The organism is Reyranella humidisoli, from assembly GCF_019039055.1.
GTDB lineage: Bacteria > Pseudomonadota > Alphaproteobacteria > Reyranellales > Reyranellaceae > Reyranella > Reyranella humidisoli.
In genome coordinates this window covers 41073-64066 of the sequence record NZ_JAHOPB010000003.1, presented here as the reverse complement: position 1 = coordinate 64066, position 22994 = coordinate 41073, and the positions used below count along the sequence as shown (strand labels likewise).

Annotated in this window: 27 protein-coding genes; 13 read left to right on the top strand and 14 right to left on the bottom strand. The window is 65.4% G+C overall.

Features of this window, described 5'->3' with window-relative positions; translation table 11 throughout:
• Nucleotides 1-9 precede the first annotated feature (9 nt).
• Nucleotides 10-498, top strand: coding sequence for an NUDIX hydrolase (locus KQ910_RS23730; protein ID WP_216965987.1), 489 nt, complete (start codon nt 10-12; stop codon nt 496-498).
• A 147-nt stretch (nt 499-645) separates the two neighbouring features.
• Here KQ910_RS23730 and KQ910_RS27040 read toward each other — a convergent pair whose 3' ends face one another.
• The 3 genes from KQ910_RS27040 to KQ910_RS23720 are packed head-to-tail and all read right to left on the bottom strand — an operon-like array spanning nt 646 to nt 2625.
• Nucleotides 646-780, bottom strand: coding sequence for a hypothetical protein (locus KQ910_RS27040; protein ID WP_255560328.1), 135 nt, complete (start codon nt 778-780; stop codon nt 646-648).
• 10 nt (nt 781-790) lie between these two features.
• On the bottom strand, nt 791-1768 hold the full coding sequence (locus tag KQ910_RS23725) for a YheT family hydrolase (RefSeq protein ID WP_216965985.1): 978 nt from the start codon (nt 1766-1768) through the stop codon (nt 791-793).
• Nucleotides 1765-2625: a YheT family hydrolase gene (locus tag KQ910_RS23720; RefSeq protein WP_216965983.1), complete on the bottom strand. Its 861-nt coding sequence runs from the start codon at nt 2623-2625 to the stop codon at nt 1765-1767. The genes KQ910_RS23725 and KQ910_RS23720 overlap by 4 nt, the downstream gene beginning before the upstream one ends.
• Before the next feature lie 179 nt (nt 2626-2804).
• Here KQ910_RS23720 and KQ910_RS23715 point away from each other — a divergent pair, with 179 nt between their 5' ends.
• The 3 genes from KQ910_RS23715 to KQ910_RS23705 are packed head-to-tail and all read left to right on the top strand — an operon-like array spanning nt 2805 to nt 7290.
• A complete protein-coding gene (locus KQ910_RS23715) occupies nt 2805-3680 on the top strand; it encodes a DMT family transporter (RefSeq protein ID WP_216965980.1) in 876 nt (291 codons plus the stop codon).
• Between the two features lie 9 nt (nt 3681-3689).
• The gene (locus KQ910_RS23710) at nt 3690-4847 is read left to right on the top strand and encodes a CaiB/BaiF CoA transferase family protein (protein WP_216965978.1); all 1158 of its coding nucleotides are present in this window, start codon (nt 3690-3692) and stop codon (nt 4845-4847) included.
• Nucleotides 4848-4860: 13 nt separating this feature from the next.
• Nucleotides 4861-7290 (top strand): penicillin acylase family protein, encoded by a 2430-nt coding sequence (locus KQ910_RS23705; RefSeq protein WP_216965977.1) that lies wholly within the window; start codon nt 4861-4863, stop codon nt 7288-7290.
• An 8-nt stretch (nt 7291-7298) separates the two neighbouring features.
• On the opposite strand, the gene KQ910_RS23700 is transcribed toward KQ910_RS23705, so the two are convergent.
• The 3 genes from KQ910_RS23700 to KQ910_RS23690 are packed head-to-tail and all read right to left on the bottom strand — an operon-like array spanning nt 7299 to nt 10263.
• Nucleotides 7299-8612 carry a hemolysin family protein gene (locus tag KQ910_RS23700; protein ID WP_216965975.1) on the bottom strand — a complete coding sequence of 438 codons (1314 nt, stop codon included), beginning with the start codon at nt 8610-8612 and terminating at the stop codon, nt 7299-7301.
• Between the two features lie 11 nt (nt 8613-8623).
• A complete protein-coding gene (locus tag KQ910_RS23695) occupies nt 8624-9460 on the bottom strand; it encodes a TauD/TfdA dioxygenase family protein (RefSeq protein ID WP_216965974.1) in 837 nt (278 codons plus the stop codon).
• Nucleotides 9461-9462: 2 nt separating this feature from the next.
• A complete protein-coding gene (locus tag KQ910_RS23690) occupies nt 9463-10263 on the bottom strand; it encodes an enoyl-CoA hydratase/isomerase family protein (protein ID WP_216965973.1) in 801 nt (266 codons plus the stop codon).
• Here KQ910_RS23690 and mepA point away from each other — a divergent pair.
• Nucleotides 10262-11128, top strand: coding sequence for a penicillin-insensitive murein endopeptidase (gene mepA, locus KQ910_RS23685; protein WP_229600953.1), 867 nt, complete (start codon nt 10262-10264; stop codon nt 11126-11128). The two genes, KQ910_RS23690 and mepA, sit on opposite strands and share 2 nt — an antisense overlap.
• Nucleotides 11129-11132: 4 nt before the next feature.
• On the opposite strand, the gene KQ910_RS23680 is transcribed toward mepA, so the two are convergent.
• The 4 genes from KQ910_RS23680 to KQ910_RS23665 form a co-directional block, all read right to left on the bottom strand.
• The gene (locus tag KQ910_RS23680) at nt 11133-11528 is read right to left on the bottom strand and encodes a hypothetical protein (RefSeq protein ID WP_216965972.1); all 396 of its coding nucleotides are present in this window, start codon (nt 11526-11528) and stop codon (nt 11133-11135) included.
• A 26-nt stretch (nt 11529-11554) separates the two neighbouring features.
• Nucleotides 11555-12352, bottom strand: coding sequence for an ABC transporter permease (locus KQ910_RS23675; protein ID WP_216965971.1), 798 nt, complete (start codon nt 12350-12352; stop codon nt 11555-11557).
• Nucleotides 12349-13122, bottom strand: coding sequence for an ABC transporter ATP-binding protein (locus KQ910_RS23670; protein WP_369408436.1), 774 nt, complete (start codon nt 13120-13122; stop codon nt 12349-12351). Before KQ910_RS23670 ends, KQ910_RS23675 begins: the two co-directional genes overlap by 4 nt.
• A 97-nt stretch (nt 13123-13219) precedes the next feature.
• Entirely contained in the window at nt 13220-14431 is a 1212-nt protein-coding gene (locus KQ910_RS23665; RefSeq protein ID WP_216965969.1) for a pyridoxal phosphate-dependent aminotransferase, read from the bottom strand.
• Nucleotides 14432-14531: 100 nt separating this feature from the next.
• Between KQ910_RS23665 and bamE the strand changes: the two genes are divergently transcribed.
• The 8 genes from bamE (at nt 14532) to KQ910_RS23625 (ending at nt 18777) form a co-directional block, all read left to right on the top strand.
• Nucleotides 14532-14831 (top strand): outer membrane protein assembly factor BamE domain-containing protein, encoded by a 300-nt coding sequence (gene bamE / locus KQ910_RS23660; RefSeq protein ID WP_216965968.1) that lies wholly within the window; start codon nt 14532-14534, stop codon nt 14829-14831.
• A gap of 30 nt (nt 14832-14861) precedes the next feature.
• On the top strand, nt 14862-15812 hold the full coding sequence (locus tag KQ910_RS23655; RefSeq protein WP_216965967.1) for a hypothetical protein: 951 nt from the start codon (nt 14862-14864) through the stop codon (nt 15810-15812).
• The gene (locus KQ910_RS23650) at nt 15809-16381 is read left to right on the top strand and encodes a chromate transporter (protein ID WP_216965966.1); all 573 of its coding nucleotides are present in this window, start codon (nt 15809-15811) and stop codon (nt 16379-16381) included. Before KQ910_RS23655 ends, KQ910_RS23650 begins: the two co-directional genes overlap by 4 nt.
• Entirely contained in the window at nt 16378-16911 is a 534-nt protein-coding gene (locus KQ910_RS23645; RefSeq protein WP_216965964.1) for a chromate transporter, read from the top strand. The genes KQ910_RS23650 and KQ910_RS23645 overlap by 4 nt, the downstream gene beginning before the upstream one ends.
• Before the next feature lie 49 nt (nt 16912-16960).
• Nucleotides 16961-17350 carry a hypothetical protein gene (locus KQ910_RS23640; protein WP_216965962.1) on the top strand — a complete coding sequence of 130 codons (390 nt, stop codon included), beginning with the start codon at nt 16961-16963 and terminating at the stop codon, nt 17348-17350.
• A 79-nt stretch (nt 17351-17429) separates the two neighbouring features.
• Nucleotides 17430-17723 carry a hypothetical protein gene (locus KQ910_RS23635; protein ID WP_216965960.1) on the top strand — a complete coding sequence of 98 codons (294 nt, stop codon included), beginning with the start codon at nt 17430-17432 and terminating at the stop codon, nt 17721-17723.
• Nucleotides 17724-17776: 53 nt separating this feature from the next.
• Entirely contained in the window at nt 17777-18346 is a 570-nt protein-coding gene (locus KQ910_RS23630; RefSeq protein WP_216965958.1) for an NnrU family protein, read from the top strand.
• An 83-nt stretch (nt 18347-18429) separates the two neighbouring features.
• Nucleotides 18430-18777: a DUF2628 domain-containing protein gene (locus KQ910_RS23625; protein ID WP_216965956.1), complete on the top strand. Its 348-nt coding sequence runs from the start codon at nt 18430-18432 to the stop codon at nt 18775-18777.
• On the opposite strand, the gene KQ910_RS23620 is transcribed toward KQ910_RS23625, so the two are convergent.
• Genes KQ910_RS23620 through KQ910_RS23605 form a run of 4 tightly spaced genes read right to left on the bottom strand, consistent with a single transcriptional unit; the run spans nt 18774 to nt 22927 of the window.
• Nucleotides 18774-20306: an amidohydrolase family protein gene (locus tag KQ910_RS23620; protein ID WP_216965954.1), complete on the bottom strand. Its 1533-nt coding sequence runs from the start codon at nt 20304-20306 to the stop codon at nt 18774-18776. The genes KQ910_RS23625 and KQ910_RS23620 overlap by 4 nt on opposite strands.
• 26 nt (nt 20307-20332) lie before the next feature.
• Nucleotides 20333-21163: an ABC transporter permease gene (locus KQ910_RS23615; RefSeq protein WP_216965952.1), complete on the bottom strand. Its 831-nt coding sequence runs from the start codon at nt 21161-21163 to the stop codon at nt 20333-20335.
• Nucleotides 21135-21917: an ABC transporter ATP-binding protein gene (locus tag KQ910_RS23610; protein WP_216965950.1), complete on the bottom strand. Its 783-nt coding sequence runs from the start codon at nt 21915-21917 to the stop codon at nt 21135-21137. Before KQ910_RS23610 ends, KQ910_RS23615 begins: the two co-directional genes overlap by 29 nt.
• An 11-nt stretch (nt 21918-21928) precedes the next feature.
• Nucleotides 21929-22927, bottom strand: coding sequence for an ABC transporter substrate-binding protein (locus KQ910_RS23605; protein WP_216965948.1), 999 nt, complete (start codon nt 22925-22927; stop codon nt 21929-21931).
• Nucleotides 22928-22994: the final 67 nt, after the last annotated feature.

Genomic DNA, 22994 nt, shown 5'->3' with positions numbered 1-22994 from the left:
CGAGCGCCCATGATCGAACGTCCCTCGGCCCGGCTCGTCCTGCTCGATCCCGAGGACCGGCTGTTCCTGTTCAACGTCCACGATCCCAAGGTATTCGATCCGGCCAAGCCGTTCTTCGATCCGTTCTGGGTGATGATCGGCGGCATGGTCGATCCGGGCGAGGATTATGCCGAGGCGGCCGTGCGCGAGGCCGGCGAGGAGACCAAATTGCCGGTGATCGACACGCCGCGCTGGGTGTGGTCGCGCGAGCGCCGCATGAGCTGGCGCGGCAAGGACGTTCTGCACAAGGAACGCTTCTTCCTGGCCCGCACCGACCGCACTGAAGTCGACATGTCGGGGCTCGACGAGAAGGAGCGGAGCTGGACGCGCGGCCACCGGTGGTGGACCGCCGACGAGATCGCGAGCTCCTCGGAACGCTTCGAACCACTCGACCTGGGCACACTGCTGCCGGCCCTGCTGCGCGACGGCCCGCCGGCCGAACCGCTGCAACTCAACTAGAACAAATCCTCGTCGCCCTGAGCGAAGCCGCCCGAAGGGCGGCGCAGTCGAAGGGCCTCTTTTCCGGCGCACGGTGTGTCAAAGCGAAAAGAGGTCCTTCGACTACGCGCTTCAGCGCTCCGCTCAGGACGCCGGATGGTCGGAAAATTATAGACGGCCGGAGCGTTCCCGCTCCTCCCGCTCGCGCTTGCGGCGCTCCTGCTCTTCCGCAGCCCCACGATAGGCCCGCCACGCCAGCACGAGCGCGACCGCCGAACAGGCCACGCCTACGATCATCGCCATTGGCTCGGTCTCACCCACGTTCGAAGAACCTCATGACGGTCTGGTCGCTCCAGGGATGCCGGCTGCCGGCGCCATGGAAGCCGACATGGCCGCCGTGCGCCGGCAATGCCGGCACGAGCGCTTGATTTCCCGCCCAATCGTAGCCGCTGTAGAGCCCGCCGGGAATCCAGGGATCGTCGAGGGCGGCCAGAACCAACGTCGGCACGCGGATCGCCCCCATGAAGGCGACGGGCTTGCAGCGCTCATAATAATCTTCAGCTCCGGCAAAACCATGGCGCGGGGCGATGAAGACCTCGTCGTAATCCCAAACGGACCGGGAACCCAGAATCGCCGCGCGCTCGGCCGTGGAGATCGCCGCACCCTCTGCCGTTGCCTCGATCTTCATCATTCGAAGGAGGTGACGGTGATAGACGACGTTGCGGGCCTGCAGCATCCGGCGACAGGTCGCCGACAGATCGATCGGCGCGCAGACGGTCGCGGCTGCCTGCAACGACGCGGCCTCACCCTCCTCGCCGAGATACTTGAGCAGCATTGCGCCGCCCAGCGAATAGCCGACCGCCCTCAGGCCCGCATGGGTCAGGTCAGCCGGCAGGTTCGTCAGCAGCGCGCGGAAATCCCGGCTGCGACCGGCATAGTATTGGCCGCGACAGGTGGCGCGCGACGGGCCGGCACCGCGCAGGTTGATTCGCAGGACTCGTTGCCCGCCATCGAGCAGCCGCCGTGCCATGCTGTAGATGTAGAAACTCTCCTGCGATCCGGTCAGGCCGTGGATCAGGATCGTGAGTGGCGTATCCCGTTTCGGCGCTGCCGGCCGGTCGAGGGTGCAGATCAGCCGGTCACCCGTCCCGTCACGCAGGTCTATCGTCAGGCGCTCGGACGTGTGCGGCGCGAGATCTCGCTGCGGCGGCCGCAGGTAGTTGGCGAGGGTCTGGAGATCCGCGCCCCACCAGGGGAAGCGCGGACGGAACGGCGGAAGGTCGAGGCTCACGCCTCGATGGTAGCAAGCCGGTCGATGAATTTCTGCACCGCAAGATCGCACCAGGGCCGGGCGCTATCATGAGCATGGAAGCCGATATGACCACCGGCCGGCGGCATCAGCGGCACGAGCGACGGATTGTCGGACCAGTTGAACTCCCGGTAGTACTCGACGGGGATCCAAGGATCGTCGCACGAGGCGATGACCATGGTCGGCACGCGGATCTCGGGCATGAAGGTGAGCGGCGAACACAGCTCGTAATAGTCCTCGGCGCCGCGGAAGCCGTAGCGCGGCGAGATGAACCGGTCGTCGTAGTCCCAGACGCTGCGCGCGGACTTGATGATCTCGCGTTCTTCCGGCGTCGTCAGCGCGCCGGTCGCCAGCGCCTCGGCCTTCATGTCGTTCAGAAGATAGGTGTGATAGAGCCAGTTGCGCGCGCGCATCATGTGCCTGCAGGTGCGCGAGAGGTCGATCGGCGCGCAGATGGTGGCCGCGCCGAGCAGCGGCGAGAACGAACCCTCCTCACCCAGATATTTCAGGAGCATGGCGCCGCCCAGCGAGTAGCCGATCGCCACGACCCCGTTTTCCGAGAGTTCCTCGGGAAGCTGGGACAGGATGCGCCTGAAATCGGCGGTGCGACCGACATGATAATGCTCGCGGCAATAGGGGCGCGACGGGCCGCAGCCACGCAGGTTGAGCCGCAACACCGGATAGCCGCTGTCGAGCAGATGACGCGCCGCGTTCAGCATGTAGGCACTGTTCTCGCTGCCCGTCAGGCCGTGGATCAACAGGATGAGAGGGCGCCCTTCGACTGGCTCCACGGGGCGATCCAGCATGCCGAGCAGAATATCGCCGGTCCGGTCAGCCATCGGGAAGGCCATTCGCTCGCACGTATGAGGTGCAAGATCGCAGACGCGCGCAGACGTCAGCCGAATGGCGATGGTCTGGAGGTCCGGGCCCCACCACGGAAAGCGCGGCTTGAACGGCGGCAGATCGAGGGAATCGATGGACGGGGGCACGGCGGGTCCGTATTCACATTTTCGTTTCGATGAAAACGTCCGCCGCCTCGCCAAGTTCCCCCCTGCTCGGTGTGCTGTTCGCCGTCGTCGCCGCGGCTGTTTTCAGCACGGCCGGCGTCATCGTGCGGCGGATCGACCTTCCCGCATGGGACGTGTCGTTCTGGCGCTCCGCCCTGCTGGTCATCACCATGCTGCCGCTCCTGATCTGGCAGCGCCGCCAGGTCATGATCGACGTGCGCAACGGCGGGCCGGCGCTACTGCTGAGTGCTGTTTTGCTGGCCGGAAGTTTCGTGAGCTTCATCCTGGCGCTCGGCCTTGCGCCGGTCGCCAACGTGCTGATCATGTTCGGCGCGACGCCGTTCATCACCGCGCTCGCCGCCCGCATCTTCCTCGGCGAGCCACTGCATGGTCACACGATCGTCGCCATGGCAGCGGCCGTCGTCGGCCTCGCGATCAGCGTCGCGGGCTCCCTGCAGCCCGGCGCACTGGCCGGCATGGCCGTCGCGCTGATCGTCGTCCTGTGCATGAGCGGCAACTATGTCGTCGTGCGGCACCGCCGCGACATCGGCATGACGCCGTCGATCTGGCTGGCCGGTCTCATCTCGGGTCTGGTGGCGCTGCCTTTTGCCCATCCGGAAAACGTCACCTGGGCACAGCTTCCCTGGCTTTTTGCACTGAGCCCCGGCCAGCTCGCGATCGGGCTGCTGCTTTACATGGCGAGCCTGAAGCGGATTCCCGCGGCCCAGGCCTCGCTGCTCGGCCTGCTCGAACTGGTGCTCGGGCCGATCTGGGTGTGGCTGTTCGATGGCGAAAAACCGGACGATCTCACCTTGATTGGCGGTGCGATCGTCATCTCCGCGGCGGCGGTCAATGTGTGGCTGGATTCGCGGCGATCCACTGGCTAAGAACCGGACATGACCCAGAATACCAAGGGCCCCCTGTCGGGCATTCTCGTGATCGATCTGTCCCGCATCCTGGCAGGTCCCTACTGCACGCTCCTGATGGCCGAGATGGGCGCCAGGGTGATCAAGGTCGAACCGCCCAAGGGCGGCGACGACGCCCGCGCCTACGGACCGTTCGTGAACGGCAAGTCGACCTACTTCGCGTCGGTCAACCGCGGCAAGGAGAGCATCGCGCTCGACCTCAAGGCCGACGGCGACCGTAAGATCTTCGAGAAGCTGCTCGAGAAGGCCGACGTGGTGGTCGAGAATTTCCGCCCCGGCACGATGGAGAAGCTGGGTTACGGCTGGGAGACGCTGCACGCCAAATACCCGCAGCTCATCTACGCCTCGGCCTCGGGCTTCGGCCATACCGGTCCGAACTCCAAGGATCCCGCCTACGACATGGTCATGCAGGGCCAGGGCGGCATCATGAGCATCACCGGCAACGAGGGCCAGCCGCCGAGCCGCGTCGGCATGTCGATCGGCGACATCGGCGCAGGTCTCTACACGGCCGTCGCCGTCAACGCCGCGATCGTGCACCGGCTCAAGACCGGCGAGTCCACCAAGGTCGATATCGCAATGTTCGACTGCCAGCTCGCGCTGCTTGAGAACGCGATCATGCGCTACACCGTCGAGAAGGAAATCCCCGGCCCGCTCGGCGCACGCCATCCAACCATCACGCCGTTCGAGGCCTTCGCCACGTCCGACGGCTCGATGATCATCGCCGCCGGCAACGACAGCCTGTTCGTCAAGATGTGCGAGGCGCTCGGCCGCTCCGACATGGCGACCGACCCCGCCTACAAGTCGAACGCGCTGCGCCAGAAGAGCCAGAAGAAACTGAAGGACGAGATCGAGTCCGTCCTGAAGACGAACACGACCGATCACTGGATCGCTGTCGTGTCCAAGGGCGGCGTGCCCTGTGGCCCGATCAACAACATCGCGCAGGCCATCGAGCATCCGCAGGTCGCGGCGCGCAACATGCTGGTCGACGTGCCGGACGGCAGCGGCGGCACGCTGAAGCTCGCGGGCAACCCGCTCAAGATGTCGGCCTTCCCAGACCCGACGACGCGACGGCCCGCGCCGGACCTCGACAGCGACCGCGACACGATCCTCTCCTACCTCGGCGGTTGAGCCGGTGAGGCTGTTGGTTCGCGTCGCAGCCTTCCTGGGCAAGTTCCTGGTCGGCACGGCGCTGGCGGTCGCGATCTTCCTTGCCGGCACCTACTTCCAGGTTCGCGGCGCCCTGCCGAGCTACAGCGGCCAGCTCGACCTGGTCGGTCTGAAAGCGCCGGTCGAGATCATGCGCGACCGAAACGCCGTGCCGCACATCACCGCGGGCTCGATCGAGGACGCCTCATTCGCGCTGGGCTACGTCCACGCGCAGGATCGCTTCTGGCAGATGGAGCTGATGCGCCGTATCGGCCAGGGACGGCTGGCGGAACTCGTGCCGCCCACGCTGGTGGGCAGCGGCCTCGTCGACAGCGACCGCACCATGCGCGGCCTCGGCGTCTATCGCCGCGCCTCGGAGAGCGTGAATGCCCTCTCGCCCGCCATGCGCACGCGGCTCGACTCCTATGCCGCCGGCGTCAATGCCTGGCTGGCCGACGACGACCAGCAGTTCGGCCTGGAGCTCACGCTGATAAAGCTGCTGTCCGGCGGGCGTTATCGCCCCGAGCCCTGGCGGCCGGCCGATTCGCTCGTCTGGGCAAAGCTGATGGCGCTCGGCCTGGACGGCAACTGGCGGGCCGAACTGCTGCGGCTCCGGCTCTCGCAGAAAATCGGCGAAGACGGCGTCAAGTTCCTGATCGAACCCGCCGGCGATAGCAAGGACTCGACCCTGTCGATGGTTCTGTCGGCCGTGAAGGACATCGATCTCGATCGCATCTTCCGCGGGACCGACAACGAATTCACGCGCAAGCGCATGGCGTCCAACGAGTGGGTCCTCTCCGGGGCGCACGCCGTATCGGGACGGCCGCTGCTCGCCAACGATCCCCATCTCGGCTTCACATTCCCCGGCGTCTGGTATCTCGCCCGGCTGGTCGGCCCGGGCTTCGACATTCGCGGCGCCACCTCGCCCGGTTCACCGGCGGTGGTGCTCGGTCACAACGGCACGATCGGCTGGGGCTTCACCACAACCAACCTCGACAGCCAGGACATCTTCGTCGAGCGCGTCGATCCCACCGATCCCAATCGCTACATCACGCCCGACGGCGCCCGCCCCTTCGCGGTGCGCGAGGAGACGATCAAGGTCGCCTGGGGCGAGCCCGTCACGATGCGCGTGCGCGAGACGCGGCATGGTCCGGTGATCGACGACTTCGTCCGCCGCAGCGAAGGCCTGACGCCGCAGGGACACGTGCTCGCGCTGCAGGCCACGGCGCTCGACGGGGCCGACACGTCGGCGGAAGGTTTCGCCCGTGTGGGCTCGGCGCAAAACTGGGAAGAGTTCCTGGCCGCGACGCGCCGCATCGTCTCGCCGATGCAGAACATGGTCTATGCCGACACCTCCGGGAACATCGGCCTGATCTCGCCGGCGCGCGTGCCGATCCGGCGCAAGGGCGACGGTTCGATGCCAGTGCCCGGCTGGACCTCCGAATACGACTGGGCGGGCTTCGTGCCGTTCGACGAGCTGCCGCGCACCTACAATCCGCCGGCCGGCCTGATCGTCAACGCCAACGGTCGCCTCGTGCCGGACGACTACCGCCACTTCATCAGCAAGGACTGGGCCGAGCCCTACCGCCAGCGCCGGGCCGCTCAGCTCCTGGGCGAGGTCCCGCGCCATCCTGTCTACGGCATGATCGTGATGCAGGCCGACAACATGACCCTCGATGCCGCCGAGATGCTGCCCTGGCTGCTGAAGGGCGCGCCACGCAACGCACGGGCAGCCCAGGCCCGCGATCTGCTCGGTCGCTGGAACATGTTCATGCTCGCAGGACGGCCGGAGCCATTGATCTACGACGCATGGATCGCCGAACTGCAGCGCGGGCTCCTTGCCGACGAGCTGGGCGAGGATCTCTACAATTCGCTTCCCGTGCCGGACGTCCCCTTGATGGTGCGGATCCTGCGCGACAAGCCGGGCTGGTGCGACGACGGCGGCACCAAGCAGACCGAAACCTGCGAGGACGCCATCGCGCTGGCGCTCGAGCGGGCACTCGACTGGATCTCCCGCCGCAACGGCTCCGATATGACCAAGTGGCAGTGGGGCCGCGAGCATCATGCCGTGCATCGCCATCCGCTGTTCGACGGCGTGCCGCTCCTGCGGAACATCGCCTCCGTGCGCTACCCGGCCGATGGCGGCAACCAGACTCTGAACCGCGCCTCCCCCTCGTTCCGCGGCAACCGGCCGTTCGACGCCGTCCACGGCGCCGGCTATCGCGGCATCTACGATTTCAGCGACCTCGAGAACAGCCGCTTCGCCACGCCGCTCGGCCAATCGGGCAACATGCTGTCGCCCTGGGCGCGCAACTTCGTCGAACCTTGGCAAAACCTCGCCTACATCAACATCGGCGGCACCCGTGGCGAGACCGCGCGCTTTGCCGTCGGCACCATCACCATGACCCCCACCTCGTCACGCTGAAAGCTTCATCAGAGTTCGAGTTGCGGCGCCCTCATCGCCAGCAGCTTGTCGATGCGCCTTCCATCCATGTCGACGACCTCGATGGTCCAATCCTCATAGGTGAACCGCTCGCCCGCGACCGGCAGGTGACCGAACTGGGCCAGCGCGAATCCCGCGATTGTGTGGAACTTGGTGGTGACCTGCGGCGGCACCCGAAGGCCCAGCCGGTCGAGTGTCGAATGCACCGGCGCCATGCCGTCGATCAGCAGAGAACCGTCCTCTCGTTCCACGATGTCGGGGCCCTCGCCCAGGATCTCCGGAATGTCGCCCGCCAGTGCCTCCAGCAGATCGGCCTGGGTGACGATGCCTTCGATACCGCCATATTCGTCGACCACCACGGCGAGCCGCACCGGGGCCTGCTTGAATTGCTCCAGTACCTTGAAAATGGGCATCGCTTCGTGAACCATCAGCGGCGCCCCGACCGCCGCTGCGGGGTCGAGCGTGCCGCCGCGCAGGATCTGGTTCAGCAGATCGGTCTTGGTGACGGCTCCCAGCAGATCGTCGACGCTGCCGCGGCCGACCAGCATCTGCTCGTAGGGGCTCTCCCGAACCGTCCGCATGATCTCCTCGGGTGAATCGTTGACGTCGATCCAGTCGAGGCCGGTTCGCGGTGTCATGATCTCGCCGATCCGACGGTTGCCGATGTCCAGCGCCCGCATGACGATCTCTTCCTGCGCGTCCTGAAGAAGCCCGGCATCCTGGCTCGCAGCGACCAGCAATTTCAGCTCGCCCGGCGAGTGCAGCGATTCCTCGCTCGTCCCCGGCCGCAGGCCGCACATCCTCAGAACGAGATTGCCCGCGCCATTCAGCACGTAGATCGCCGGCCGCAGCAGCCACAGGAAGACGCCGAGCGGGCGGACCACCCAGAGGGCCGTGCCCTCGCTGCGCTGAAGCGCGAGGCTCTTCGGCGCGAGTTCGCCCAGCACGATATGCAGGGCCGTGATGATGACGAACGAGATGCCGACGGCGATGGCATAGGCGCTGATTCCGGCCGTCGTGCCCCAGATCCCGGCGAGCGGCTTTTCGATCAGGTGCGCGATGGCCGGTTCCCCGATCCAGCCCAAGGCCAGGGAGGAGATGGTGATACCGAGCTGCGTCGCCGCGAGATTCGAATCCAGACGGTCGAGGGCACGCACCAGCGCCTGGGCATTTCCCCGCCCCGACGCAGCCAGCTCGATCACGCGGCTGCGGCGGACGGCGACCAGGGAGAATTCGGCGGCGACGAAGAACCCGTTGGCCGCGACCAGCAGCAGGACGGCCAGCAGACCTCCCAATCCGGACATGTGCTTCTCCGTTACCGCGGCTTGTCGCCGGCGAGGGTGATGCGGTGCATGACGCGCCGGAAGCCGTGATAATCGTTGATGGGATTGTGCATCGCGCAGCGATTATCCCAGAAGGCCAGCGACCCAGCCTCCCAACGGAAGCGGCAGGTGAACTCCGGTCGCGTCTGATGCTCCCACAGAAAGCGCAGCAGCGGCAGGCTTTCCTTCTCGGTCCAACCCCTGATGTGTGCGGTGTGCGCGTCGGACGTGTAGAGCGCCTTGCGGCCGGTCTCGGGATGGGTGCGCACGATCGGATGCTCGGCGGTCAGCATCTTGAGCTCCGCACCGGCGGCCTTCATGCGGTCTTCGCGAGTCTTGGTCACGTCGGCCTTGGCCGAGGAACTCACGCCGACCAGCCCGTCGAGCGTCGCCTTCAACCCGTCCGACAGCGCCTCGTAGGCGAGATACTGGTTGGCGAACAGGGTGTCTCCACCGAACGGCGGAACCTCGCGCGCGAGCAGCATGCTCCCCATCGGCGGCACCTGCAGGTAGGTCGTGTCCGAATGCCAGATGCCGCCAAAATTGTTGCGCTCGTGCTCGAGCTTGACGACGGGCGTGATCATCGGCGATTCGGGCAGCCCCTTGAGCTGCGGATACTCGACCGGATCGCCGAACTTGCGGGCAAAGGCGAGTTGCTGCGGCGGCGTAACGGTCTGGCCGCGCAGGAAGATCACGAGATGGTCGAGAAAGGCCTGTCGGATTTCGGCCACGACGTCGGCTTCCAGATCCTGCGACATGTCCACGCCATGGATCTCGGCGCCGAGGGCGCCGGCGACCGGCCTGACTTCGATGTGGCGATAGTTTCGCATGCCTACCTCTTGGCCCATGAGGGCGTGGTCTTCGCCATGAAATGCCTGATCCCTTCGGCCGCTTCCGGCTGCCGCAGCAGGCCGACCAGACTTTCGGCCGCCTCGTCCATCACGACGCGATCTTCCTTCGTCGCGCAGGACATCACCAGCCGCTTGGCGACCGCCAGCGCCTTGGGCTCCATCTTCAGAATGTCGTCGAGCAGGCCTCGCAGGGTCGCCTCGACCTCGTCTCCGGTGGCGCAGAGATAGCGCCCGACTCCCAGCCGATGCGCCTCGACGGCATCGATCACGCACCCCGTAACGGCCAGGTCGCGCACCGGCCCTTCGCCCATCCGGCGCACCAGGAACGGGATGATCTGCGAGGGGATGAAACCGACCTTGGGCTCGGGGATTCCGAAGCGCGCGCTGTGGTGCAGGATCACCGCGTCCGAGCAGCAGGCCATGCCAAAGCCGGCGCCGACCGTCGAGCCCTCGACCACCGCGACGGTCGCCTGCGGCAGGCCATCGAGCGCCAGCAGAGCGTTGCCGAACTGGCGATAGGCGGGCACCAGCGGGTCTGCCCCCGAGGCCGGCAGCGGCGGCAGGTCGGCCATCGCGTCGAGATCGCCGCCGGCGCAGAAATGCCCGCCCGCCCCGCGCAACACCAGGACGCGGCAGCTGCCGTCCCGCCCGACGCCCACGAAGGCGTCTTCCAGTTCGAGCATCATGCGGTGCGTCAGCGCGTTACGCCGCTGCGGCCTGTTCAGTGTCAGTGACGTGACGGCGCCGTGGCGTTCGATCCGGAGGAACTCGTAGTCGGCCATGGGCAAAGTCTTAGCGAGCGACTATCGTGCCAACAAGATGGTGCGTTTTCTGGTTCCGCTACTCGCGGTTTTCCTTTCCCTGACCGGTGCGGCTGGAGCCAACGACTGGGCCACCGTGACGACGCCGTCGCCCGGTGCGACGCAATCGATCGGCTTCTACACCGCAGGCTGCCTGCAGGGCGCGCAGGCGCTGCCGCTGGAGGGCCCCGGATACGAGGCCATCCGCGTCAGCCGCAACCGCTACTGGGGCCAGCCGGTCACCATCGACTTCATCAAGACCCTGGCGGAGAAGATGCGGGCGGCGGGCCAGGCCCATCTCTACATCGGCGACATTGGCCAGCCCCGCGGCGGTCCCGCCCCTTCCGGCCACGCCAGCCACCAGATCGGACTCGACGCCGACATCTGGTTCGAGCGTCAGCCGGGCGCGCGCCGCGCGCCGGCCGACCGCGAGAATCCGCGCCTGCGCTCCCTGGTGCTCGCCGACGACAGCGGCATCGACGATGCGGTCTTCAACGAGCAGCATGTGTTCCTGCTCCGGACGGCGGCGCAGATGCCGAACCTCGACCGGATGTTCGTGAACAAATGGATCAAGCAGCGGCTCTGCCAGACGGTCGGCGGCGACCGCTCATGGCTGCGCAAGGTGGTGCCCTGGTACGGGCACGACTCGCACTTCCACATCCGCCTGTATTGCCCACCCGGCAATCCGCAATGCCAGCCGCAGGCGGACTATGCGCATGACGACGGCTGCGGCGAGGCACTGGACTCGTGGTTCCGCAAGGCGCCGGTCGTCCCTCCGACCACGCCGCCCAAGCCCTACAAGCCGAAGCTGCCGGCGGCCTGCACCGCCGTGCTCAACGCCCGCTAGCCAGCTAGCTGATTCCGCCGCAACGGTTGGCACGCTGGCGCGCCTGCACGTCCAGCCAGTCGAGGCCGCCCACGGTTCCGATCCGGATCCAGTCGACCTGGATGGTGCCGTCCGGCACCCGCTTCACGACGTAACGCGATTCCGCCTGCGGGGCACTCTGCGGCACGTAGAGGATCGACGTCGTGCCCGGCGCCGATGACGGCTCGATGTTCACGACGAAGCCGCTGGCGGCCGGCGCCGCGAGGCAGGTCACCATCGAATCGTAAGGCACCGTATAGACACTGGACCAGGCGGGCACCGGCTTCGGCGGCGTCAGGGGCTGGTTGGCCATCTTGTCCACGTCCGAACACGCTGCGGCGGCGAGCGATACCAGGGTTGCAACCATCAAATGCTTGAACATCACTCACCTCCGAAATCGGCGCTATTCTACTCGCCCTGCCCGAGGAGTGAACCGGCCCGGCGCGAAGAGCGGAAGAACCACTGGAAGACTTGGAATCCGACGACCAGGTAGACGACCGACAGCCCGAAGGCGACGGCGAGCATGTCCCAATGCACCGTCTTGTCCGCCATGATCGCGCGCATTCCCTCGAAGATGTAGGCAGGCGGCAATCCCCAGGCGATGACCTGCAGCCAGTGCGGCAGGACCGAAACGGGATAATAGACTCCGCTGACTGGCATCAGCACGAAGACGGCCGCCCACGCAAAGCTCTCCGCGCTCTGCCCCACCCGCATCACCAGCCCCGACATGGCCAACCCGATCGACCAGGAGAACATCTGGAGGATCACGAAAAAGGCGAGCAGCGGCAGGCCGAGCGTGTAGATCGAGTAGCCGAAGAAGGCCCAGGCCAGCAGCGACACCGGGATCATGCCCAGCAAGGTGCGAAGCAGCGCTGCGATGATGATGCCGGTCGCCAGCTCCCAGGAGCGGATCGGACTTACAAAGAGATGGCCGAGATTGCGCGACCAGATCTCCTCGAGGAAGGCGATCGACAGCGAGAGGTTGCCGCGTACGACGACCTCCCACAGCAGCAGACCCGACAGCAGAACGCCCGCCGCCTGCGCGACGAACGAGGCCTGCGGCAGCAGGTACTGGGTCATGAAGCCCCACATCACCATCTGCACGGCCGGCCAGTAGATCGAATCGACCAGGCGCATCACCGAGCTGCGCCAGAGGTAGATGTGACGCAGCACGAGCGCGTGGATGCGGCCGATGGAGCCGCTCATGGCTTCCCTCCTGCGGGCTTGAGCGCGTCGAGCCCGCGACCGCGGCCACGCGCCATGTCGAGAAACACTTCCTCCATGTCCTCGCGGCCGAAACGTTCCAGCAGTTCACGCGGGCTGCCCCTTTCGAAGACCCTGCCCGCCTGCAGCAGAATCACGTCGTCACACAGCCGCTCGACCTCGCCCATGTTGTGCGAGGCCAGCAGGATCGTGGCGTGGGTCTCGTGCTGGTAGCTTTCGAGGTAGCCGCGCACCCAGTCGGCGGTGTCGGGATCGAGCGAGGCCGTTGGCTCGTCGAGCAGCAGCACGTCGGGCTTGTTGATCAGCGCCTTGGCCAGCGCGACGCGCGTCTTCTGGCCGGCCGACAGCTTGCCCGCCGGCCGATCCAGGAACGGCGCCACCTGCATGTGCTCGGCGATCTCGACGATGCGGCGCTTCAGGTCCTTCACACCGTAGAGCTGGCCATAGAACTGCAGGTTCTGGCGCACCGTCAGCCGATGCGGCAGGTCGACATAGGGCGAGGAGAAGTTCATGCGTGGCAGCGCCGCATAGCGCCGCCGCAGCATGTCGATGCCCAGGATCTCGATGCTGCCACCCGTCGGTTCGAGCAGGCCCAGCAGCATCGCGATGGTCGTGGTCTTGCCGGCGCCGTTTCCGCCCAGCAGTCCAAGCACGGTGCCGGGCGGCACCGAGAAACTCAGATCGTCGACGGCGACGATCTCGCCATACACCTTGCGCAGGTGCTGGACGGCGATGGAGGGAGTTGCGGACACTTTGTCATCCCGAGCGTAGCGAGGGATCCTTCGCCAAAGCAAGGATCCCTCGGCCGTTGGCCTCGGGATGACAAGCTCTTGCCACCCCGCAATCGAACTACAACGCCTTGATCGCCGCTTCGACGCGATCGAGGCCCTTGCTGAGACGCTCCGCGCTCGACGCGAAGCACAGGCGTACGTTGCCCTGCCCGCCCGGCCCGAAGGCTTCACCGGGCGCGAGCCCGACCTTGTACTGCTTGGCCATGGTCTTGCAGAAGGCCAGCGTATCTTCGACGCCATCGACCGAGAAGAAGGCGTAGAAGGCGGCATCCGGCCGCGCGATCTTGACCCTCGGCAGGGCCGAGAGGCGCTGGAATACCAGTTCGCCGCCGGCGCGGCAGCGCTCGACCATCTTGTGGATGAAGCCGTCGCCCTGCTCCAGCGCCGCCACGGCGCCTTTCTGCAGGAAGGCCGGCGCGCCCGACGTGTTGATCTGCACCAGCTTGGCGAACTGGTCGCCCAGCGCCGCCGGATGGGTGAGCCAGCCCAGCCGCCAGCCCGTCATCGCCCATGGCTTGGAGAAGCTGTTGAGCACGATCACCGGATCGCCGGGACCGGCCAGTTCGAGGAACGAAGGCGCCACCTGCCGGCCGTCGGGCCGCTTGCTGTAGATCAGGCGGGCATAGACCTCGTCGGCCATGATCCAGACACCGCGCTTGCGAGCGAAGTCCAACAGGGCCGCCTGCTCTTCCGTGGTCATCGTCCAGCCGGTCGGATTGCCCGGCGAGTTCACGAAGATCGCGCGCGTGCGCTCATCGACCGAGTCGAAGACCTTCTGCAGGTCGAGCTTCCATCCGCCCGATGGCGTACGGTCGAGCGCGACGTATTTCGGCACGCCGCCCACCAGCTTGGTGGCCGAGGTGATGTTGGGCCAGATCGGCGAGACGATGGCGATGTTGTCGCCCGGGTCCAGCAGCAGCTGGCAGGTCAGCAGGATCGCCTGCATGCCGCCGGTCGTGACCGTGAGGCGCTCGATCGGGCACTTGATGCGATAGAGGCGCTCCGTGTAGGCCGACAGCGCGCCGCGCAGCTCGGGGATGCCGCGCTGCCACGTATAGAACGTGTCGCCGCCCTGCAGGCCGGCGGCGGCCGCATTGCGCACGAAATCCGGGGTCACGAGATCGCTCTCGCCGAACCACAGCGGCACGACGTCGGGATCGCCGAACACCGTCATCGCCACTTCGGAAATGGGGGTTTCGGGCAGGCCGGCCGTGGCGCCGCTCAGCGACGCCTTGAGGCCCGGCGCGACAAATCTGTTATGGTCTTGCATCCATCGGACGTAGCGCATCGTTCGGATTTGCGCCAGCCATCCGCCTGCCCGACAATTGTTGGCGGCGAGGCCCAGCCAGACTAATCGCAAGGAGAAAGCCATGAAGTACTCTGCATGCCTGCTTTCGATTGCCCTGCTCACGGGCTGCGTGCACGGCGACAATGTCGAACGCCTCCAGGCCGGAATGGATCGCGACCAGGTCCGCACGCTCCTGGGACCGCCCGACGGATCGACGCACTCACCGGGCAAGGACTGCGCCTACTATACGGTTCTCAAGGACTTCTGGAGCCGAACGCCGTGGTCCATGTCAGACCGCTATTACGTCTGCTTCACCGACGGCAGGGTCGAGACCTACGGCCGGGCGGACCAGCCGGCCTCGGCTCAGATGACAGCGCGATAGGCCGGCGCTACGCTATCGAAAGGGGGAAGCATGCATTCACATCAGGACGACGGGCAGATCGCCCAATGGCTTGGCGAACGTGAGTCCGGCACCTACGCCGATGGTCGCCGCTATGACGACATCCAATACCTTCAGTGCAAGCTGATCCTGAAGCCGGATCGTTTCACCTCCGCCCATGTCTTCAAGGAGTTCGCCGCTCTGGTCCAGCGGGCCGCGGCAACGACGGGCGTGGGCTATCAGCACACGCCCAAGTCCCAGCAGCGACCGGAAGTCCGTGAGGTCCTGTTCCTCGATACCGGCGGCTACCATCTCTACAACAATAGCTTCATCGTGCGGCGGCGCATCGCCTACGAGGATGGATTCGCCATCGGCGATCCCGAGATCGTCTTCAAGTACCGCAGCGACAACATGGCGAAGGCGCAGGCCCTTGACGCGCGGCCGCACATCGACGGCAAGTACAAGATCAAGTTCAAGCTGGAGGTCATGCCGCTGAAGGAGCGGATCGGCGGGCTACGGCGTCTGCTTTCGCACAATGTCGAGTTCGGCCTGAGCCAGGCGCCGCAGGCCGCCCGCATCGTCATGTCGTCGCTGGGCAACATGTCCCTCCCTGAACTGACGCAGATCTTTCCGACCCTCGGAACGATCAAGTGCGACGGGCCGAACGACGTGTCGCTCGTGAACCAGACCATCGTCGAGGAACTGCTCCAGGACATCTGCCTGCTCGACTTCGGCCACCACACGGCTGCGACGGCCAATCTCGGCCTGTGGCGCGCGCGCGGCGACCATCACGCGTTCGTGGGCGAGTTCGCCTTCCAGCTTCGGTTCACCGGACCCGACGACATCAAGCACAAGGCGCTGAACCACTGCGAGCGCTTCTTCCTCGAACTCCAGCAGGTCGCCGCCGACTGGCTCTCGCTCACCACGACCAAGACCGGCGCCGTCTACCGCCTCAAGGGCAACCCGCCGCAAGCACACGAATGAGCGTCGCAGACACGTCCCCGCCACCGCCTCCGCCTTCGCTCGGAAAGCTCTTCTGGGTATTTCTCGTTATGGGCGCGACCAGCCTGGGCGGCGGTGTCGTCGGCTACCTGCGGACCGGTCTGGTGGTGCGCCAGCGCTGGCTGGACGATCTCAGCTTCGTCGAGCTGCTCTCCATCAGCCAGACCCTGCCCGGCCTCAATGCCACCAACATGTCGATCCTGGTGGGCGACCGGTTGCGCGGCGGGATGGGGGCGCTCGTCGCCACGCTGGGCATGTGCCTGCCGGGCGCTTCGCTGATGATCGCCGCGGGCTTCGCCTACGGCGCAGGCGGCGACGGTCCCTGGTCCAAGGCCTTCCTGCACGGGATCGCGGCCGGTGCGGTGGGGCTGATCGTGGTCGTGCTGGTCCAGCTCGGCGCCAAGACCCTCAAGACCCTTGCCGATTACGTCTTCGTACTTCTCACCGCCGCGGCCGTCGCCTTCTTCAAGGTGCCGGTACCCTATGCATTGATCGTGGCCGGCATCGTCGCGATCTGGTGGCATCGCCCGCGCGACAAGGACGTCCCGTGAAGAATCTCTGGGATCTCGCAGGCGTCTTCGCCTACCTCTCGCTCCTCACCGTGGGCGGCGGCATGGCCGCTTTCCCGGAAATGAAGGAACTCACGGTCGATACCTATCACTGGCTGACCTTTCCCGAGCTCCTGCATTTCTACAGCCTGGGCCAGCTCGCGCCGGGACCGAACATGATGATGGTCGCTTCGATCGGCGTCGTCGTCGGCCACATTCCGGGCGCACTGGTGGCGTTGATCGCATTCTTCCTGCCGACGGGCCTGCTCACCTTCTTCATCGGCCGTCTCTGGACGCATCTGGCGACCTGGCGGTGGCGGCCGTCCATTCAGGCCGGCCTGGGCTCCGTTGCCGTGGGCCTCGTACTCGCCGGCGCGATCATCATGGGGAGAGGAGCGATCACCGACCTGTTCTTCGGCGTGATTTCGCTCGTCGTATTCCTGCTGCTGTGGCGGACCAAGATCAATCCCGCCTACCCGATCGTCGCGTCCGGCCTGGTCGGAATGGCGCTGCACTACTTCACGGTAGCCTGACGCAGGAGATGCGCCTCACCTCGATAGAGGCCAATGATCGGAGAAGTGAATGGCTGAAGAACAGATGGGCGCGATCCGCGAAGCCCTCGCCGACATCTATGGTGAGAAGAACGAGGGCGGCCTGCTTTGCTGCACGCTGGAGGCCGTGAATGCGGACGGCATGGATGTCTCCATCCAGGTGATGGCAGAGACGATCAACCTGGCCCCCTATCCGTTTGCAGAAGATCCCCTCACCCGCCTCGAATTGAGTGGCGCCGTCGATACGCTGGAAAGTGTCGCGCTCGACCTGGTCGACTGGGACGCCAACGCCTTCGCCACCGTGGGGACCTCCGGAAACGATCCGGCCGACATCGCCCTGCTGATCGACCAAACATTCGTGAGAGTGCTCGGGTGCTCTCCCGACTACCGCTTGACGGTCTCCACTGAAGACCTCGCGTGAGGCAGGACGCGTCTCGCCACAGGGAACGTCAGGCGCCTGTTTGCATTGTTTCGCAGAGCTTCAATGCAAGGAGTGTCCGATGAAACTCATCCCGACCGCGGCCGCGGCTCTCGTTGCGTCCGTCTCCATCGCCGCCGCGCAGATGCCGCCGACGACCGGTACGTCCACGACGCCCGCCGTCCCGCCCGCCGGCATGCCGGGGACCGCCCAGAGTGAATCGTCCGTCAGGACGCAGATCGAGGCGAGCGGTTACACGAAGATCAGGGACCTGACCCGCAAGGCGGATGGATCCTGGCACGCTAGGGCATCCAGGAACGACGTGGAAGTGGCGGTCTCGGTCGACAGCACCGGCAGCGTGACACAGGTCCAGTAGCTGGCGGGGTAATTGCTGCCGCGACGCAAGCATCTGCGTGCTATAAGCGGCGCATGACTCTGCTCATCCTTGGTCTCGTCCTCTTCCTGGGTATTCATACTTTTACAACCATGAGGGGTGCGCGAGCCGCCGCCATCGGACGTCTGGGCGAAGGTGGCTACAAGGGCCTCTATTCGCTCCTGGCTGCGGTCGGCCTCGCGTTGATCGTCATCGGTTTCGGACGCTATCGAAGCGGTGGATACATCCAGATCTGGGATCCGCCTCGTTCGTTCCTTCATCCTTTCTCCCTCTTCCTGTTGTGGTTTGCCTTCGTCTCCCTGACGGCGGCTTATGCGCCCGCGGGCCGTATCAAATCGCTGCTCCGGCATCCCATGCTGGTCGCCGTCAAGGCCTGGGCCCTGTCGCACCTTCTGGTGAATGGCGACCTGGGGTCGATGCTTCTCTTCGGCGGACTGCTGGCCTGGGCGGTTTACGACCGGATCGCCGTGAAAAGGCGAGGCGATCCGGGCGCCCCTGCGTCGGGCTGGTCGCTAAACGATCTGCTGGTCGTCGTGATCGGTACAGTGGCCTACGTCGCCATGTTCTGGTTGCACGATACTTTGATCGGCGTTACCGCGGCTTGAGCACCGTCGGCCGCTGGCCCAATTGCATCGCTCATGATAGGTTCCCGCTGTAATCGAACCCTGATAATTGTTGAACAAAACCTGTGATCGTAGACGCTCTGTTTCCGACGTACCGCTTCGACAAGGCCGATAACGAGGATTTCATGGTTATCGACCAGTGGTCCTATGTCTGGGCGGCATTTTCCGGGCCGTTGTTCGTCCTCACCAAGGGGCTCTATCTGCTGGCCCTGGTCGACGTGCTGGCCATGGCGGCGATCGCGGCAGGCGCAATCTTCGGGCTGACAATCATCGTCTATCTGTTCAGCGCCTCGATGGAAGGCATGATCCTGATGCTGGTGACGGTGGTCGGCGGATTCGCGCTGAACGGCATCGTAGCCGTGCGCCTGGTGCGCTACGGCTACCTGAAGAACGGTTGGCGCCTCGGCTACTAGTGATGGTGGTGGTAGCCATGATGGTGGCTGCCGCCGAACCGGTCGATATGTAGCGGCTGCTTGGCCAGACCCGGGCAGAAGGTGTTCACGACCTTTTCCAGCTTGTCGTAGAGCGCCTTGGCGGGCTTGCGGCCCCTGTCGAGCCGCTCCCGTGCCTTCTCGGCCAGCCGCGCCAACTGCACCATGTCGACGTTCAGCAGTTTGCGGTCCTCCAGCACCATGCGTCCGGCGATCATCACCGATTCGACGGCCGAGCCGTCCTCTGTATGGACGATCTGGTTGGTCGGATCGTTGCATGGGATCCAGTTGATGTGGCCGAGGTCGAGGAAGACGATATCGGCCTTGTAGCCGACCTCGATCTTCCCGATCTTTTCACCCAGGCCGAGCGCCCGCGCGCTGCCGGCAGTCGCCGCGTGCAGCACCTCCTCGGTCCTGATCCACTTCCGGTTATCCGGCCCCTGCACTTTCGAGACCATCGAGGCCAGCCGCATGTTCTCGTACATGTTCTGATTGTCCGAGCAGCTCGCTCCGTCGGTGCCGATGCCGACATTCACCTTTGCATCCAGCATGCCGCGCATGTCGGCGATGCCGTTACCCAGCACCATGTTGGAACCCGGATTGTGCGAGACCGACGCACCCTTGTCGCCCAGCAGCTTCATGTCGTCGCCGTCGAGCCATACACCGTGGCCGACAGTGAACTTCGGCCCGACAAGGCCCAGCGAATCCATGTAGGCCGTGAGCGAGGTGCCGTAGAGCTTGTAGCCCGCGATCACCTGAACCTTCGATTCGGAGACATGGCTGTGCAGGCCGGTGTCGTAGTCCCTGGCGAGCCTCAGGCAGGCCAGCAGGAATTCCTTGCTGCAGTGGTGCGGGATGGTCGGCGCGACGGCGAGATGAACGCCCTGCCCGTCGAGCTTCCAGCCGTGCAGCGCCTTCTTCATCTGCTTCACGCTCGCCTTGTAGGGCGAGAATCGATAGGCCTCGACTTCCTTCTGCAGCGACGGCGGCAGCTGGTCCATCAGGCCGGGGATCGCCTGGAAAAAGCTCGTATCGGCCACCATCGGCGCGAGCATGGCGCGCATACCCATGTCGGCGTAGGCCTGACCGATGGCCGCCAGCCCTTCCGCCGTCGGCATCGGAAACTCGGCCGCCAGGTCATAGGCCGCGGTGCAGCCCTTCATCACCATCTCGGCAGCGCCGATCAGGCTCGACAGGTACTTGTCCTCCAGCGTGCGGGCGCCGCTCATGTAAGGGCTGGCCGTCAGCAACAGTTCGAGGGTCACGCGATCGACCATGCCCTTGGCGAGGTTGCCGTGGCTGTGGGTATGCCCGTTGATCAGGCCTGGATGCAGCAGCTTGCCGCTGGCATCGATCACCGTGGCGGAATCCGGGGCCGCGACCTTCGCCCCGATCTCGACGATCGTATCGCCCTTCACGAGGATATCGGCCTTGGGCGCGGAATGGCCCTTGATGTCGACCACGCGGCCGCCACGGATCACCGTCATCGGCGTATTCGGCTTCTTTGCCATGTTACTCACTCCCCTAGCGCGGCTGGTCAGGCACCCGGTGTCGTGTTGCTGCTCGACCACGGGAAGAATATCCGTTCGGCGGCCACCACGAGCTGGAACAGGACGACGCCCATCACCGACAGGATGATAAGCGCTCCGAAGGCGACCGGCACCTTGAAGAACGCAGTCGAGGTCTGGATCAGGAATCCGAGACCAGCATCCGCATTGACGAACTCCGCCACGACCGCGCCGACGACGGCGAGCGAGATCGCGACCTTGAGGCCGGCGAAGATGAACGGGATCGCATAGGGCAGCCTGATCCGGAGCAGTTCGCTGAGCTTCGAGGCACGACAGGCGCGGCTGAGTTCGATCAGCTCCGGCGGCACGGAGAGCAGCCCCGTCGCAACCGAGATCACCAGCGGAAAGAACGCCACCAACACGGTGATGACGATGCGCGGCAGCTCGTTGGTACCCAGAAGCACGACCAGGATCGGCGCCAGCGCCACCTTCGGTATCGATTGCGTCCACACCAGGAACGGATAGACCGCCGCGGCGATCGCGGGCGACGCGGTCAGGACCACGGCCAGCGGCAGGCTGATCAGGATCGACACGACGAACCCCAGCATCACGGTCTTGAACGTCGCCATCGTATGGCCCGCGACGGTGGGGCCGATCGCCAGCGTGTCCTTCCAGATCTCACTGGGTGCCGGCAGCAGGTAGCCCGGAATTTTGAACGCCCGGCAGGCGGCTTCCCACAGGAGAAAAAGGCCGGCCGTGGCGATCAGAGGCAGCACGACCTCATAGAGGGCCGCGCTCTTCTTGCGGCGACGGGGCGGCTTCTGCCGCTCCTCAAGCGGCGGCGCGGCCTGGACCGACATGGCGTGTTCCAAAGATGAGTTGACGGATGTGCTGGCTGGCCTCGTGGAATTCCGGCGTGGCCTCGGTCTCGAAACTGCGCGGCCGCGGCAAGCCTATCTCGATGATTTCCTGGATGCGGCCGGGGCGCGGCGACATCACGACCACGCGGTCCGCCAGCACCACCGCCTCGGTGATCGAGTGGGTCACGAACAGCACCGTCTTTGGCCGCTCGCTCCAGATGCGCAGCAGCTCCATGGTCATTTCCTCGCGCGTCAGAGCGTCGAGGGCGCCGAACGGCTCGTCCATCAGAAGGATGTCGGGATCGTGCACAAGAGCGCGGCAGATCGCGACACGCTGCTGCATGCCGCCCGACAGTTCGCGCGGCGACTTGCTCTCGAAGCCGGAAAGTCCCACCAGCTTCAGCAGCGCCATCGCCTTGTCGGTGCTGGTTGAATCGATGCGGTGCATCATCCGCAGCGGGAACAGCACGTTATCGAGCACACTGGCCCAGGGCAGCAGGGTCGGCGCCTGGAAAACGATGCCGGTCTCCGAGCGCGGCTCGGTGATCGCCGCCCCTCCGATCGAGGCCCGTCCCGCCGTGGGCAGGATCAGGCCCGCCACGATGCGCAGCAGGGTGGACTTGCCGCAGCCAGAGGGACCGACCAGCGTGATGAACTCGTTGCGGCCGATCTCGAGGGAGACATCCTGCAACGCCGTGACCTGGTCGCCGTCACGGCTGTTGAAGATGCGCGTGACCCGGTTGAGCGAGATCATGTCCCGCCCCGCTACTTGGTCACCTTGCTCGTATCGATGGCGGTCTTGTAGTCGAACTCCGGCTTCAGCTCATTGGCCGAAGCAATGGTTTCCCAGGAGAACTTGAGGCGCTCCGGGCTTTCCTTGCCCCAGCCGAATTCCTTGCTGTGGTCGTTGAAGACGAACTTCATGACCGCCTTCACGCTGCCCATGCAGTCGTCGAGCTCGACCTCGGGGAAGCGCACGACATGCAGCTTGCAGGCCTCCTCGGGATTGGCGGCGGCCCATTCGAAGGCCTCCTTGCTGGCGGCCAGGAAACGCTTCACCAGATCGGGCTTGTCCTGGGCCATTTTGTCAGTGGTGATCAAGGTGGCCGCGTAAATCTTGAAGCCCACCTCCACGAACGGGAGCGGCAGGATTTCCTGGCCGGCCTTAACCGCCGCCTTGTTGATGTAATAATAATGGATCGAATAGAACGGCGCTGCGTCGATGTTCTTGGCGATGAGCTGGGCCGCCATCGCCGCCCCGTCCATGTTGGTCCAGATCAGCTTGTTGGGATCGGTCCCCGCCTTCTTTGCGACCTCCGGGAAGTAGAAACGATGGCTGTTGCCCGGCGTGATGCCGATCTTCTTGCCTTCCAGCCCCTTGAAGTCGGTGATGCCTGAACTCTTCAGCACGAACAGCGAATGGGGAGATTCGTTGTAGAGCACGGCGATCGTCTTGATCGGCACGTTGGTCCGCGCCCGCGCCGTCATGACCGCGGCAATGTCGGCCACGCCGAAATCGGCCGCCCCCGCGGCCACTTTGGTGACGGTGTCGCCCGAGCCGTAGCCGCGCGTGATGGTGATATCGATGCCGTGCTTGGCGTAGATGCCCTTGCTCCAGGCACCATAGTACATCGCGTGCTCGCCTGACGGGATCCAGTCGGTCTGAAACCGCACCTTGTCCTGGCCGACGGCCGGCATCGCCGAAAGTAGCGTCAGCGTAAGAGCCGCCAGTCCAGTACGTCGGCGGAACGATGATGACTGCATGAGTGCCTCCCCCAGCCCCTTTGGAACTGTGGAGAGATAAGCAATTTCGATGCCACGATCTCTGCCG